Below are 14,897 nucleotides of genomic sequence, written 5' to 3' on the forward strand. Positions count from 1 at the left end.
CTGCGCAAAAAGCGCATCAAGGTTCCCGCTGCATTTTGGTCTGATCCAGCGGGTTGCCGCTGAGTCTCACACGAGTATCAACTCATGTGAAGACCACCATTTAGCGAGAAGTCAGCACCGTTCGCATACCCAGCCTCATCGGAGGCAAGCCAGGCACATACGGCGGCGATTTCCTCAGGCGTTCCAAGGCGTCGAGTCGGAATGTCCTGGATGATGCGGTCCATGATGTCGGCGGTAGTAACGGACTTGAGTTTGGGAGTGGCAATGTAACCAGGGGATACGGTATTCACCGTGACGCCACGGGATCCCACTTCTCGTGCCAAAGCACGGGTGAAGCCCCGGATTGCAGACTTGGCGGTGGAGTAGTTGACCTGACCCACTTGACCCAGTTGGGCGTTGACTGAGGAGATGTTGATAACGCGTCCCCAGCCTCTTTCAGTCATGCCATCGATAACCTGTTTGGTTACGTTGAACAGAGAGTTGAGGTTGGTGTCGATGACGGTTGTCCAGTCGTTGGGCTGCATTTCCTGAAAGACAACGTTGCGAGCGGTGCCAGCATTGTTGATCAGGACATCGACTGGCCCGACATTTTTCTTGATCTGCTCAAAGGCTTGGCGGCAAGAGTCCCAATCAGCAACGCTTCCTTCAGAGGCGATGAAGTTGAAGCCAAGCTCCTTTTGCTGAGCGAGCCAAGTGTCTTTCAATGGGGAATCGGGACCGCATCCTGCGACAACGGTAAATCCGTCTCGGGCGAGTCGCTGGCAAACTGCTGTGCCCAGGTTTCCCATGCCAGCAGTAACAAAGGCGATCTTCTTGGTCATGCGTTAACTCCTTTTGTGTTTTTTGTGGGGAGTATTGCGTGCAACCTTCAAGGGCTACTGACCCTAATAAACCCCACTCGAAATTGTTTTGCAAGGTAACGCAGTACAATTTATCCAAAAAGAAACGATTTCTTACCAACGGTCATGTTCATGCGGGTTGGGTTTCATGATCCTCCATAGGTCTTCGAGCCCGTCGAACGTGGAGGCGCGAGGGCGATACTCGCATCCCACCCAGCCTTGATAGGCATGGTCTTCAAGCATGGAGAGCAGTTTTGGAAAGTCGATATTGCCAGTACCAGGTTCATTCCGGCCCGGGAAGTCGGCCACTTGGACATGACTAACGCGCGGCCACCATTGATTTAGCTTTCGCAGACAATCCTCGCCCAGAAGCTCCGTGTGGTAGGTATCCAAGATCAGGCCGAGGTTGGGAAGGGCCTCCAGCATTTCCTCTGCAAAGTCGAAGCGGCTCATTAGGTAGCCCGGAACCTCAGTTGAGCTGATCACTTCAATCAAGGGTTCAATGCCTTCGCCAGACAAGAACTCGGCCGCGTACTTCAGGTTACGTCGATAAATACCGCTGTCGGCAATCACCCCAAGCTCAGCGAGCGACACACCAGACATCAGGTGCACCATTTTGCAGTCGAGCACCTTTGCGTATTGAACGGCTTGGTTCACTTCTGCCAGGACATCCTGCTTTGAGCGACAAATGCCAGTGGTGCCTTTTGTTAAGCCTGATGGCGCGGCAAATTGCACCATCTGCAGCTGATGCTCATTGAGAAGCTCCGCAATGTGCGTCGCTTCGTATTCATAGGGCGAGGGGAACTCGACCGCTCGAAATCCTGATTTCGCGGCCGCAGCAAACCGCTCTAGAAATGGCAATTCCGTAAATTGGAATCCAATGTGTGCGTTTAATCTGGTCATGCCTTACTCCGAGGTTTTTCGACCTGCATCAAGCGTTCAAAAGGTTACGAAGTTTCAACACTGCGCTATCTGGCGTGGTCAGCACTGAAAGGCCGCTCGCTTGGCTTGCCAATTGCGCTGCGCTGGTCATGGAAAACTGCGCGAAACACAGCAGTTCGCTGCTCGTAGGCGCGCGAGCCGAATCAACAATCAAAGCGTCATGACGATCTGTATTTCCCATGCGCAGTTCGTCAAACGCTTCAGGGCAGACCCGTGTATCGAGTTCAATCTCTACGCCGAGTTGCCGCGCATAGCTTTCAAACTCCTCAGTCATCGATGTAATGGCTGGTTTGAAGGTCGCAAGGATAGTGATCCTTTGGGTGCGTTGAATGGCCTCCTCGATCATGGCTTCGTTCGGTTTGAGCACTGGGATGCTCAGCGACCGCTTGCACAGATCAATGGCGTCACCAAAAGCGGAACACGTAAACAAGATCGCATCAGCCCCTGACTCCGCCGCATAGGTAGCCAGTTTCAAAAAACGTTCATTCAATGCTGGAGTGAGTTCACCGGCTTCCGCCAAGTCGCTGGAAAGCGAGTCTTCCAACAGATTTGCGAGCTTGGCCTCGGGCCAGAGCCGAGTGAAAGCTTCAGTGATGGGGGCGATTGCCACCGGCGTTGCATGAATCAAATAGATACGTGGTGCAGTCATGACGTATTCCTGGTTTGTAGTAGATCAAGTTGATGGACGGTGAAGCCTTGGCATTTCGGTGGCGTGTTGATGTGCATCAGGTGTGTTATTTTTCTTTCAAGTCCCGGATTTGGGTGTCATGGCTCCACCCCAGGCCTTTGCATCGAATCCATCCTCCTCTGATAACCGGTTTCCATGAATTCAGCAGAATTGACTCCTCCACAACCATTGGCGGGCGAACAATCCAAAATGAAGCCCAAGATAAAAAAAGACCTTGCGGAGCAGTTGGCTCCCAAGATCATCGATATGGCGAGAGCCAGGTCGATGCGCGCCGGTGATCCGCTGCGCGAGGAGTCTTTTGCCAAAGAGTTGGGGGTCTCCCGTTCGCCGATTCGACGTGGTTTCGCTTTGTTGGCTGAGTTGGGCCTCGCGACCAAGGAACCGAATCGGGGCTATTTCCTGACGGCTGACGCGCGAGGAATCGACAGTCGTAAGCTCCCCTTGGAAGTCGACCCTTTTGAAGATTTCTATCTGCGTGTCGTCGATGACGTTCTTCGCGGCGACATCCCAACGACTTTTTTTGAAGCCGAGTTGATGCGCAAATATGAGGTGCCTAGAGGGCAACTCATGAAGGTCCTGAACCGGTTGGCCAATGAGGCGATGATTGAGCGCAAGCCTGGGCAGGGGTGGGAGATCAATAGTTTTCTGCATGACTCCAAGGCCCATATTCAGAGCTACCGTTTTCGTATGGCTATTGAACCGGCTGCCGTGCTCGAACCTGGCTACGAGGTGGATAAGGCTGCGTTTGCCAAAGCTCGTGAGACCCAGCAAAAAATGCTGGATGGAGACATTTTCAACCTGTCGCGATCTCAGTTGTTTCAGATCGGTGCACAGCTTCACGAACTGGTGGTCCGTTGTTCGGGCAACGCTTTTTTTCTTGAAGCTATCCGCCGGCAAAACCAGTTGCGTCGATTCATGGCCTACAAGGCCAACGTGGACCGGCCTCGCTTGATCAACCAATGTAAAGAGCACATCCATCTTCTGGATCTCATCGAAAGTGGGCAGCGAGAGGCGGCTGCGGAGTTCCTGCGTAATCATCTCGATGTCGTCGGGCGGCAGAAAACCGACAAAGAGGCCAAGGATGAGCTGGAATACCAGCGCAGCCTTGAGATCTCGGTGGTCAGCTAAGCCGCGACTCGTTCAGCAGCACCACCCCATCGTCATCACCGTATAGCTGGTCGCCATCTGCGATGGTGTGCCCGGCGAATTCCACCGCTATACCAATCTGACCCTCGTTGCGTTTGACGGTCTTTCGCGGTGATGTGCCAACTGCCTTAATGGCAATCGGCATGTCGCGCAGAGCCGCCTTGTCGCGGATATAACCGTAGATCAGTACGCCGGCCCAGCCGTTCCTCACCAAGTCCTCAGCGATCACATCGCCAAACAGTGCGTACCGATCACTACCCCCACCATCCACGACCAACACTCTGCCTTGACCCGGCAAACTGCTTATTTCTTTGATCCTTGAATTGTCCTCAAAGCATTTGAGGGTGAAAGCACGGCCCTCGAAATCATTTTTCCCGCCAAAGTCCCTGAACACTGGGGCCAGAACCCGAACGGTGTCCGGGTACTGGTCGCACAAATCAGATGTTTTAACTGTCATGGAGTGAGTCTCCTGGCTCGATTGATGGATGACCGTTGAGCGAAAAGATTGCACAAACTGAATATTCATGCAATAAAATGCAATCTGTCGAAGGCGATAACGACACTGCTCCAGAAAATGTCAGGACGAACGGGAGCAAATGGTTAAGGATTTCGCCTCGCCAATATTGTACGTTGTATTTACGATATACATAAATGGAGCGGTTTTCAGACAGACCTGCTTCAAAAAATTCAGCTCAAACAATAAGCAAGGGGTGTGCGATGCGTATTTTGGTTCTTCCTGGTGATGGTATCGGTCCGGAAATCGTTGAATCTTCGATGTCGGTCCTGCAAGCAGCCAACAAAAAATTCGATCTGGACCTGAGCTTCGATTACGAGGATGTAGGTTTCGCGAGCCTGGATAAATACGGCACCACCTTGCGTGATGAAGTGCTGGAAAAGGCCAAGGGCTACGACGGCATCATTCTCGGCACCCAATCGCACGCCGACTATCCAGTGCCTGAAAAGGGCGGTCGTAACGTTTCCGCCGGTTTCCGTATTGGCCTGGATCTCTATGCCAACGTACGTCCTGCCCGTACTCGTCCGTTCCTGACTTCGAACATGAAGGAAGGCAAGACGATGGATCTGGTCATCATGCGCGAAGCGACTGAAGGCTTTTATCCGGACCGCAACATGAGCCGCGGCTGGGGCGAAGTGATGCCGACCCCTGATATGGCTTTATCCACGCGTAAAATCACTCGTCATTGCAGTGAGCGTATTGCCCGCCGTGCGTTCGAGTTGGCTATGAAGCGTGACAAGAAGGTCACTGCCATTCACAAAGCCAACAGCTTCCATATGACTGATGGCCTGTTCCTGGAGTGCGTCCGTGATGTGGCAAAGGACTTCCCAGAAGTGGCTCTGGACGATCTGCTGGTCGATGCGTCGACTGCTCACCTGGTGCGCAGCCCTGAGCGTTTCGACGTGCTGGTCGCTACGAACTTCTACGGCGACATCATCAGTGACCTCGCCAGTGAACTGTCGGGTAGCCTAGGTCTCGCCGGCTCCATGATGGCCAGCGATATTCACTGCTGCGCCCAAGCACAGCATGGCTCCGCGCCGGATATCGCAGGTCAGGACAAGGCCAACCCGGTCTCCATGATTCTCTCCGTCGGCATGTTGCTGCAATGGATGGGCGAGCACCACAACAATGAAGCATTCATCAAAGCCGGTCTGGAAATGGACAAGGCCGTGGATGTTGTTCTGAAAGATCCTAAGCAACGCACCCCGGATCTGGGCGGTTCTAGCGGTACCAAAGCTTTTGGTGAGGCCGTCGCCAAGGTCATCCTGGGCTGATCGACACGGGCGGCATGAATGTCATGCCGCCCGTTGTTTGGAGTATTGCTGGATCAATAACAAGAGAATGCCTTTCATCCTTGAGGTAACCAAGGGAGGGGCGCGAGGAGAGAACAGTGAGTCAATTACTACTCGGTTGCATCGCTGACGACTTCACCGGCGGTACTGATTTGGCCAGTACTTTGGTACGGGGCGGGATGCGAACGCTGCAAGTGATCGGTGTGCCTGAAGGGCCCTTGCCAGAAGATATTGATGCTGTCGTTATTGCCCTGAAAAGCCGCACCGTCAGTCCCGAGGAGGCCGTAACTCAATCGCTTGAAGCGTTGGAGTGGTTGCGCGCTGCGGGTTGCCAACAGTTTTTTTTCAAGTATTGCTCGACGTTCGATTCGACTTCTCGCGGGAACATCGGGCCTGTCGCCGACGCACTCGCTGATGCTTTGAAAGTCTCGTTCGCTGTGGCTTGCCCTGCATTCCCGGAGAACAAACGCACGATTTTTAACGGTCATTTGTTTGTCGGTGATGTGTTGTTGAGCGAATCCGGAATGCGCAATCATCCGTTGACGCCAATGACTGATTCCAATCTGGTTCGAGTGCTACAACAGCAGACGCTCAAGCCAGTCGGGCTCGTTGCGCATTCGGTCGTAAGCAAGGGCGCGCAAGCCATTGCAACTGCCTTCAGTAACCTTGAGGCTCAGGGCCGCGGTTACGTCATTGTCGATGCGATAGATGATGAGGATCTACACGCAATCGGTCAGGCTGTTGCGGACCATAAACTCGTTACCGGCGGATCTGGAGTTGCGCTGGGTCTCCCTGAAAACTTCCGCCGTGCAGGTTTGCTGGGCGAATCCGAGACCGCTTCGGTACTACCCGCCATTGAAGGCTTGTGCGCGGTGGTTTCCGGAAGTTGTTCAGTGGCGACCAATAGCCAGGTCGAGCACTGGCAAAAGAGTCGTCCGAGTTTCTCCCTTGACCCGCTGCTCCTGGCGAATGGTCATGATCAGGTAGCCGAAGCACTCGCCTGGGCGAAAGACTTGATTCAGCAAGGGCCGATTCTGATTTACGGCAGTGCGCAGCCAGAGACGGTAAAGCTTGCACAGCAGAAGCTCGGTGTTGAAGCCGCAGGGCAGATCGTTGAAGACGCGCTATCCGCCGTAGCGGTTGGCCTATATGAAATGGGCGTTCGTAAACTCGTGGTGGCCGGTGGCGAAACGTCGGGTGCAGTGGTCAAGGCACTTAAGGTCAAGGCGCTGAGAATCGGCGCGACAATTGATCCCGGTGTGCCTTGGACGCTTGGCTTGCGGGACGACCCAGTTGCCTTGGCACTTAAGTCCGGCAATTTCGGAACAGTAGACTTCTTCGAGAAGGCATTGGCCAATGCGCCATGATCTGCTCAGCCTGGAAATCTTCATGGCAGTGGCGGAGCAGCGGAACCTGACAAAGGCTTCGCAACTCTGCCACTTGGCGACGTCCGCGGTCAGTAAACGGATCAGCGAGCTTGAGGAGAAAGTCGGCTCACCTCTGTTTGTTCGCTACCCCCGCGGAATGGAGCTGACTCCGGCAGGGCAGTCGCTTCGTCATTACGCGTTGCAGGTGAATGAAACTCTCCAGAAGATGGATCAGGAACTGAGTGAATATGGTGCAGGAATCAAAGGCCATGTTCGTTTGCACGCCATTACATCCGCGTTAGCGCAACAGCTGAGCCTGGACATCGGGACATTCCTGGAAACGTACCCCGATATCAAGTTCGACATCGAGGAGCGCGTCGGTGCCGCAATCGTACGAGCCGTCTCGGATGGACGTGCGGATGTCGGCATCATCGCGCAGCAGACGCCGTCCCTTGGGTTAGAAACACTGGCCTATCGCGTGGACGAGTTGGTGATTGCTGTCCCAGAACGCCACCCCTTGGCGGGGCAGACTCAAGCCAGTTTCGAGCAGACGTTGCTCTACGAATTCATTGGTCCTCACGTGGAAAGCTCGGTGCACCTGCTACTGACTGAACAAGCCCAATTATTAGGGAAACCAGTCAGGCAGCGGGTTCGCGTTTCCAGTTTTGAGTGCATGTGCCGGATGGTCTCGACCAATCTGGGTATCTGCATTTTGCCTCGCGATGTGTTGCGCCCTTATCTGCGTCCCTTTCAACTACAAGCTGTGACTCTGGCTGAGCCCTGGGCCAAGCGTCAGTTGCAGATCGTTGCTCGACGATTTGAGGCTCTACCACCTACTGCCCGTGCGTTCGTCGCACACTTGACCGCGTAACAGGCGCTGTTCAATCACCTGTTCACTCTTGAGATGAGTACATGTTTATTTACGTCGGCTGTCGTACCACTCGTGAAAGAAATGCTCGCGGTAATGGGATCAACGTCTACAGCGTCGACTCGCAAACGGGGCAGCTGTCTCACGTGCAGCTCGTCGATGGCTTGGTGAATCCGTCTTTCCTGGCCATCAGCAAACAACAGAATTTCCTGTATTGCGTCCATGGCGATACAGATCAAGCCAGTGCATTTAGCATCAGCGCCGACGGCACGCTGACCTATCTCAATAGCCAGAACACCCATGGTCACAATCCCGCTCATCTGGCGATTTCACCGGACGGTGGTTTCCTGGTGGTGAGCAATCATTACAGCGGTTCAGTGGTTGTGCTGCCGATACTTGCTTCAGGTGAACTGGGCGAACTCTGTGACCAAGTGCTGACCGAGGGGCCAATCGGACCACATCGAGTGGAACAGAAAGGCCCGAAGCCTCATTTCAATCCATTCGATCCCAGTGGAAAGCTAGTGGTCGTGCCGGACAAAGGGCTCGACCGGATATTCACTTATCGTTTTGACTCGCAACTGGGCAAGCTGCTGCCGGCAGCTTGTCCGTTTGTGGCCACTCGCAAAGGGGCAGGGCCACGGCATGTTGCGTTTCATCCCGGATTGCCAGTGGTCTACTCGGTCAATGAACTGGATTCCACCGTTGGCACCTACCGCTTTAACAGCGAAAGCGGAGAGCTTCTGCCGCAGCAGGTGATCTCTGCGTTGCCTGATTCTTTTACCGGCGACAGCACCGCCGCCGAGATCGAAGTCGATGGAGCTGGGCGATTCTTGTATGCCTCCAATAGAGGCAATGACAGCATCGCGATCTTCAGCATCGACCCGCAAACGGGTTGGCTGACGTTCGTGTCGGCGACGCCAACGAAAGGCCGCACGCCGCGATTTTTTGCGCTCTCACCCGACGGACAGTTCATGTACGTCGCCAATGAGGACAGCGATACGATCGTGGTTTTCAGTGTTGACCCAGCAACCGGAGGCTTGACCCCGACGGGTAACCTGATCGAGACCGGGAGCCCTGTGTGCATGGTCTTCGGCGGTCCTTGGACATGAATACGTTTTTCACCTCAATGGGATTGTGGTGGGCGACACCGCTCGTTGGCATTGCCGGGGCTCTGATCGCCAGTTACTTGAATTGGCCTTTGCCATGGATTGTTGGATCGATGTTAGCGGTGATCCTGGTGCGTTGCCTGGGCTGGCGCGTGGGAGAGATTCCCAATGGCCGTCTGACCGGACAGTGGATGATCGCGACTTCCATCGGTTTGCACTTCACGCCTGTGGTGCTGGAACAGATCCTGGGGCATTTCGCGATGATGCTGTTCGCGGCGTTTCTCACCCTGTTCCTTGCACTGCTCGGCGTAGAGTTTATGCGGCGTCGTGGAATGGATCTGACGACTGCATTCTTCGCGTTCATGCCCGCCAACTTTGCAGAAATGATTCAATCGGGAATCAGGCATAAGGCCGACGTCAGTCAGATTGCTGCGGCGCATAGTGTGCGTTTGGTCGTGATTGTTCTCTGCGTGCCGCCTGCGATGTTTTTCACCGCGAGAATCTCGCCGGCAGTGGTCCATGCTCGCTTGCCGAGTGATTGGTATTGGTTGCTACCGCTGCTGATCGGCGGAGCGCTGACGGCAATGATCTGGAAGCGGTACAAATTACCGAATCCCTGGATGTTCGGTCCGATGGCTTTGTGTGCTCTCTTCACGGCCAGTTTCAATCTTCAAACGGCATTGCCCGTGGAACTCAGTCATTACGGGCAGCTCATGATCGGTTGCGCACTCGGTGGTTACTTTGATCGCCAGTTCTTCAGAGCCTCGCCGACTTTCCTGCTCAAGGTTTCGTTGTTCAACTTGATCATGATTTTCTGCACTCTGGTTCTGGCACTTGGAATCGGATACTTACTGGGCTTTCCGGTATTGACCCTAGCATTGGGCATGATGCCGGGCAGTAGTACAGAGATGTATCTGACGGCCGAAGCCCTAAACCTAGGTGTCGGTATTGTCACGGCGATGCAAATTATGCGCTTGGTGGTGGTGATGCTATGTGCCGAACCCGTACACAAAGTCTGGCTGAAACGCCTTCGCCGCTGAGCGGGCAAGTGCGTTTCAAGCCACCATGGACGATGTATTAATTGCCCTGCTAGGGGGCGACAGTGACGTCGCTCTGACCGCTGTCGACGAGAGCTTTGAGGACGAAACCGCTGGCTTTCTGTTCTTCCAGGAACGCTCTGACGTAAGCCGCGCCTGCGACGCACTCCACGGGAACGCCCATCGCTTGGCGAATCGAGGTGAAGTAACCGTCCAGCACGCGCAGTTCGTTGTTGGCCTCGGCAACTTTGAGCAGTGGCTGACGCACGCCCGCAGCTGCATCCAAGTCTTCGTCGAGAAATAGGTCTACCGCGGCGGCCGATGTCGGCGCACGGACGAGGGTCGCGTGCTGCTGCGTTCGGCTCAGGTACAAGTCATAAGCAGCACCCTTACCGACGGCGATTCGCACACCTGGTTGATCCAGATCTTCCATCTTGAAGAATCTGGAGCTGTTCTTGACCAGATAAGTGCCTTCGATGATCACGTACGGTTCGCTAAAAGCGACCTGAGCTTCACGCACGGGTTCGATGGCCAGGAAAGCAATATTCCATTGCTTGTTCGCCAATGCCTCGAACACCTTGCCGGCAGCGTCAAAGGTGATGAATTCAACAGGGACGCCCAGATGCTTGCCCAATTCCACGGCGAGGCTGACGGATACCCCTTGAGGTTGTCCTGTTTCGGTATTGCGCTGTGCAAGAACAGGGTTACCGAAGTTGATGGCTGCTCTGAGTACGCCAGTTGGGGCAAGATCGTTGAGGACTTCTGCGGCAGGGGTGGGCATACAGGTTCTCCAAGGGAAAATGTCATCGGCCCTGAGGGTAGGGAAGTGCGCAGGCCCTGACAATTTCAGGCTCGCCAAGGCTGCGTTCTCCGTGGACGAACGATGGCTTGCTCAACGCTCAATTTTACTCGAGCCTGCCTTTGGTTACGCTGGGTCCAACTGAACGACCGCACAGAGTCGTTTGCTCATGCACTCAACCGGTGAATGATAAGCCCATGATTTCAGCCATCGATGCACGCCATCAAAGTCACCTGCAAGTGGGCGACACCCGTTACGCCTACGTCGATCTGTACAAGATACTGACCCCGGACGAACTACTCGGTTTGCCCTATTCGATCCGTATCCTGCTGGAGAATGTGGCTCGTTGCTCACCTACGGCTCTGGACAATGTCATCGCGTGTATACGCGAGGACGCCCCCGCTTGCGAAGTGCCTTTTTATCCCAATAGGCTGATGTTTCACGATACAACGTGTCTGCCGGCGTTGGCTGACTTTGCCGGCATGCGTGACATGGTTGCTGAAATGGGTGGCGCACCGGAAACCATGAACCCGATGATTCCTGCGGTGCTGGTCATCGATCACTCGGTGATTGTCGAGCGCTACGCCGAGGCGGATGCCGTCGAGAAGAACCTCGACATCGATTACCGCCGGAACTCCGAACGTTATGAGTTCATCAAGTGGGCACAAAAGAGCCTGACCAATTTCAAGGTGGTGCCGCCGGGCACCGGGATCATCCACCAGGTCAACATGGAATCACTGGCCACCGTCGTTTGGGAAAGCCAGACGGCCGACGGCCAGCCGCTGCTGCATCCTGACGATATCGTAGCGACTGACAGCCACACACCCATGATCAACGCCATCGGCGTGCTGGGCTGGGGCGTGGGTGGGCTGGAGGGGCAGGCTGCCATGCTGGGCGAGCCGGTGCCGATCAGCTTTCCCGAGGTCGTCGGCATTCGGTTGAACAACGAACTGCGGCCCGGTGTGACAGCTACTGATCTGGCATTGCGCATCACTCAGATGCTGCGTGCGAAAGGCGTGGTGGGTAAGTTCGTTGAGTTCTGTGGACCTGGTCTGTCGAGGCTCAGTTGGGCGGCACGAGGGACGCTGTCGAACATGGCCCCTGAGTATGGAGCCACGGTGGTGTTCTTCCCGTTCGACGACAGCACGATGGAATACATGCATCTGACCGGGCGTAGCGACGACACCATTGCGCGCATTGAAACGTACCTTGAAGCGCAAGGTCTGTGGCGCCACGACTCATTGCCCGAGCCGCATTTTGATGACCTGATCGAGCTGGACCTAGCGGCAATCGAGCCAAGTGTTGCAGGACCCCATCAGCCGCACCAGTGGCGCAAACTGGCGGACGCCGCACCATCCTTTCGCCAGGATATTCTGGGTGAGCGGGAGGGCATCATTGCTCGCTCCTCGGATAGTGAAGCCGAATACTTCGAGCCTTCTTTTGGTCAGGCGTTGAGCCATGGCGCAATCTCTTTAGCGGCGATCACCAGTTGCACCAACACCGCGAATCCGAGCCAGATGATTCAGGCCGGATTGCTGGCACGCAACGCCCAGCGTCGCGGTTTGCGCAGCAAGCCTTGGGTCAAGACATCGTTGTCGCCTGGCTCGCGGGTGGTGGCGGACTACTTGGAAAAGGCCGACCTCTTAAGCGACTTCTCAGCCTTGGGTTTTGACTTGGCCGGGTTTGGTTGCATGACCTGCATCGGTAACTCCGGCAGCCTCGAAGAGCACATGGAGCGTTTTTCGGATCAGGGCCTCAAAACCGTGGTCGTACTGTCCGGTAACCGTAACTTCGAAGGGCGCGTTAATCCTCGGGTGCAGGTCGGTTACTTGGCTTCGCCGGCGCTAGTCGTCGCCTACGCGTTGGCCGGCACCATTGACATGGATATTCAGACTGAGCCGTTGGGCCAGGATGCGGCAGGCAACGACGTGTATCTGCACGAGCTGATGCCGAGCGAAGAGCAGATTCAGGCACTGGTCAGCCAGACCGTTCGCCCGGACCTGTTCCGCAAGCGCAACGCCATGCTGTGGGACGGTACTCATCACTGGCAGGCACTGTCGGCCAGTGGCAGCGTGCAATTTCCCTGGGCGCCGAATTCTACTTATCTGCGTCGACCAATCTATCTGCAAAACGTCAAACCTCAGGCCTCCACTGAGTTGTCGATTCATGACGCGCGTGTGTTGATGGTACTTGGCGACAACGTCACCACCGACCACATCTCACCGGCCAGTGCGATTCCACTCGAAAGTCAGGCTGGACAGTGGTTGACCGAGCGCGGCGAAAACCCCAACGATCTCAATCAATATTCAACCCGCCGCAGCAATCACGAAGTGATGATGCGCGGTGCGTTCGTCAATCGAGCGGTGAAGAATCAGCTGTTGGAGCAACAGCCGGGAGAGGGCGGCTTTGCCACGGCGTTCGACGGTTCCATTCAGCGCGTCTACGACGCAGCACTGAGTTACGTCGTCAAAGAGGTGCCGCTGGTGATTTTCGCCGGATTCAATTACGGCGCGGGCTCCAGCCGTGACTGGGCCGCCAAGGCGCAAGCCACACTGGGCGTCAAAGCCGTCATCGCACAAAGTTTCGAGCGCATCCACCGAAGCAACCTGATCGGCATGGGTATCCTGCCCATTACCTTTGCAGCTGGTGCTGATGCTCCGAGCTTGCGGCTGAGCGGTAATGAATCGCTAGATTTCAGTGGCTTGGAGACGTTGCAGGTGGGGGCAAACTCAGTGAGCCTAACGATCAGTTGTGCTGACGGAAGCCAGACGTCGGTGTCGTTGACTCTGCAGCTGGATTCACAACAGGAAATTCTGTACTTGAAGCAGGGTGGGATCCTGCCTTACGTCGTGCGCAAGGTTGTGGCGCAAGCATAGTCTTAATCGATACGGGTCTTGTAGACCTGTTGCTGCCTGCCCCAGATCTAGCCCGAACAGCAAAGTACTGGCCAGCTTCCGCGCAGCGGCTCAGTCGCCGTTATTCGCTACACGGAATGTCGCCAGGGCTGATAGCAACTACCCCCACATAAACTGTTGTTCCATTGGTGCTTTAACAAACTGCATAACAGCGTAGTTGGCCGAAAGTGGCCTGTCGTTAAGGACTACTTTCAACCCAAAGCTGACGGTGGCGACAGGCAGAAATCGGCTGATTCTGTTAAAAAAGTCGACCATGGTTTTCGCAGCAGAAAACAACCCGACCTATTCGCCGCGATGGCTTTCCATGTCGGCAATGACCTGTGCAGATACGTCGAACACGAGGCGGTGGTTGTCGAACAGATCGTCCTGATCCGATACGAGATCGACGGCGACATGCCCGCAGTTGAACATCAGTAATAGTTGACCGCCGCCCGGCAGCGGGACGATACGAATAGCTTCGGCTTCACCTGTGGTCGAGATGATGGCTTTGGCGATAAGCAGACGGGTGTGTGAATCAATCGAAAGAGTAGGCATGGTAGCTACTCCGCTTTAGCGAGTATTTTTCAAGCGCCCCCACAAGTAGGATTAAATCGGCGCACCTTTGAGTGTAGCCCACGCGCACAGACTGCATAGAGGGATCAGGATCGGCGACCGGCAGAGAACGACCCATAGCTGACGGTGGCGCCAGGCAATAAACGGCCAAAGGCAGTCCGTCGTGGTGCCCAAAAAGCCGGAGTGACTCAAATTTCCTCAACCAGGGTATTCAAAGTCTCGCCGTGCTCAAACCACCTGCCGCAGCAGCGGTCACCACGTGGCACAACCTTCGGGATGAAACTACGCTGATGAAACACTGGTTTCCCTCCGATGGAGCTGGAAAATGGAAAGGATTTCTTCTACCGCTATCGTGTTCACCGTGCTCGTCGCGCTTTCCAATACAGTTTCCGCTGAAACCCGCTCTCATAAAGATGCTCGCACATTCGTAGCCCAGGCACAGATCGGCAGTAACCTCTCTACTCTTGCACTTTTGGCAGCGAAAAGAACGATCACCTACGCGATGATCGTCACAAAACTGGGAAGTGCAGATGCAAGCAGTGCCGTGTCTGACGAAATCAATGCATTGCTGCCGCAGTACCAGCCTAAGTGGGATGAGAACCTTGCTGCAGCCTATGAGAAGTCATTCTCTCAAGAAGAGTTGTCATCACTCGTATCTGAAGGCCGCGCATCAAAATACGCGGGAAAAGTGAAAGAACAGCAATCCGAAATTGGTAGAGATATGCAGTCGAGTTCCGAACCAATTCTGATTGCTCTTGTTACCGAGGCGCTTAAGGCGACCCTGTCCAAATACATCCCGAAATAGACGGTAAAACAGGGCGGCCGGCATTGC

The 14,897-nt window shown here is 55.0% G+C and carries 14 protein-coding genes; 8 read left to right on the forward strand and 6 right to left on the reverse strand.

The window, feature by feature from the left end:
- Positions 1–77: 77 nt before the first annotated feature.
- The 3 genes from phbB to KGA98_RS20925 all read right to left on the reverse strand — a co-directional run bounded on the left by phbB (position 78) and on the right by KGA98_RS20925 (position 2,430).
- Positions 78–821 carry an acetoacetyl-CoA reductase gene (gene phbB, locus KGA98_RS20915; RefSeq protein ID WP_154862222.1) on the reverse strand — a complete coding sequence of 248 codons (744 nt, stop codon included), beginning with the start codon at positions 819–821 and terminating at the stop codon, positions 78–80.
- A gap of 132 nt (positions 822–953) precedes the next feature.
- Positions 954–1,742: a hydroxypyruvate isomerase family protein gene (locus KGA98_RS20920; RefSeq protein ID WP_223503543.1), complete on the reverse strand. Its 789-nt coding sequence runs from the start codon at positions 1,740–1,742 to the stop codon at positions 954–956.
- A 28-nt stretch (positions 1,743–1,770) separates the two neighbouring features.
- Positions 1,771–2,430, reverse strand: coding sequence for an aspartate/glutamate racemase family protein (locus KGA98_RS20925; protein ID WP_150814833.1), 660 nt, complete (start codon positions 2,428–2,430; stop codon positions 1,771–1,773).
- 228 nt (positions 2,431–2,658) lie between these two features.
- Between KGA98_RS20925 and KGA98_RS20930 the strand changes: the two genes are divergently transcribed.
- Positions 2,659–3,597, forward strand: coding sequence for a GntR family transcriptional regulator (locus tag KGA98_RS20930; RefSeq protein WP_043302255.1), 939 nt, complete (start codon positions 2,659–2,661; stop codon positions 3,595–3,597).
- Here KGA98_RS20930 and rraA read toward each other — a convergent pair.
- Positions 3,590–4,072 (reverse strand): ribonuclease E activity regulator RraA, encoded by a 483-nt coding sequence (gene rraA / locus KGA98_RS20935; RefSeq protein ID WP_223503545.1) that lies wholly within the window; start codon positions 4,070–4,072, stop codon positions 3,590–3,592. The two genes, KGA98_RS20930 and rraA, sit on opposite strands and share 8 nt — an antisense overlap.
- A 194-nt stretch (positions 4,073–4,266) precedes the next feature.
- Here rraA and KGA98_RS20940 point away from each other — a divergent pair, with 194 nt between their 5' ends.
- From KGA98_RS20940 to KGA98_RS20960, 5 genes are all read left to right on the forward strand, one after another.
- Positions 4,267–5,403: an isocitrate/isopropylmalate dehydrogenase family protein gene (locus KGA98_RS20940; protein WP_223503547.1), complete on the forward strand. Its 1,137-nt coding sequence runs from the start codon at positions 4,267–4,269 to the stop codon at positions 5,401–5,403.
- 116 nt (positions 5,404–5,519) lie between these two features.
- Positions 5,520–6,788: a 3-oxo-tetronate kinase gene (gene otnK / locus KGA98_RS20945; protein ID WP_223503549.1), complete on the forward strand. Its 1,269-nt coding sequence runs from the start codon at positions 5,520–5,522 to the stop codon at positions 6,786–6,788.
- A complete protein-coding gene (locus KGA98_RS20950) occupies positions 6,778–7,659 on the forward strand; it encodes a LysR family transcriptional regulator (RefSeq protein ID WP_223503551.1) in 882 nt (293 codons plus the stop codon). The genes otnK and KGA98_RS20950 overlap by 11 nt, the downstream gene beginning before the upstream one ends.
- 41 nt (positions 7,660–7,700) lie before the next feature.
- Positions 7,701–8,765, forward strand: coding sequence for a lactonase family protein (locus KGA98_RS20955; RefSeq protein WP_223503553.1), 1,065 nt, complete (start codon positions 7,701–7,703; stop codon positions 8,763–8,765).
- On the forward strand, positions 8,762–9,802 hold the full coding sequence (locus KGA98_RS20960; RefSeq protein WP_223503555.1) for an AbrB family transcriptional regulator: 1,041 nt from the start codon (positions 8,762–8,764) through the stop codon (positions 9,800–9,802). The genes KGA98_RS20955 and KGA98_RS20960 overlap by 4 nt, the downstream gene beginning before the upstream one ends.
- A 49-nt stretch (positions 9,803–9,851) precedes the next feature.
- On the opposite strand, the gene KGA98_RS20965 is transcribed toward KGA98_RS20960, so the two are convergent.
- Positions 9,852–10,580: an ABC transporter substrate-binding protein gene (locus KGA98_RS20965; protein WP_223503557.1), complete on the reverse strand. Its 729-nt coding sequence runs from the start codon at positions 10,578–10,580 to the stop codon at positions 9,852–9,854.
- A gap of 215 nt (positions 10,581–10,795) precedes the next feature.
- On the opposite strand from KGA98_RS20965, the gene acnA reads away from it, so the two are divergent.
- Entirely contained in the window at positions 10,796–13,474 is a 2,679-nt protein-coding gene (gene acnA / locus KGA98_RS20970; RefSeq protein ID WP_223503559.1) for an aconitate hydratase AcnA, read from the forward strand.
- Positions 13,475–13,795: 321 nt separating this feature from the next.
- Here the strand turns inward: acnA and KGA98_RS20975 are convergent, their stop codons facing one another.
- Positions 13,796–14,047 carry a hypothetical protein gene (locus tag KGA98_RS20975; RefSeq protein ID WP_150813717.1) on the reverse strand — a complete coding sequence of 84 codons (252 nt, stop codon included), beginning with the start codon at positions 14,045–14,047 and terminating at the stop codon, positions 13,796–13,798.
- A 343-nt stretch (positions 14,048–14,390) separates the two neighbouring features.
- Between KGA98_RS20975 and KGA98_RS20980 the strand changes: the two genes are divergently transcribed.
- Entirely contained in the window at positions 14,391–14,870 is a 480-nt protein-coding gene (locus tag KGA98_RS20980; protein ID WP_223503561.1) for a hypothetical protein, read from the forward strand.
- The last annotated feature ends 27 nt before the right edge of the window (positions 14,871–14,897 follow it).

Origin of the sequence: Pseudomonas sp. BF-R-24, assembly GCF_019947335.1 — a bacterium.
In the GTDB taxonomy this organism is placed as follows: Bacteria; Pseudomonadota; Gammaproteobacteria; order Pseudomonadales; family Pseudomonadaceae; genus Aquipseudomonas; species Aquipseudomonas jessenii.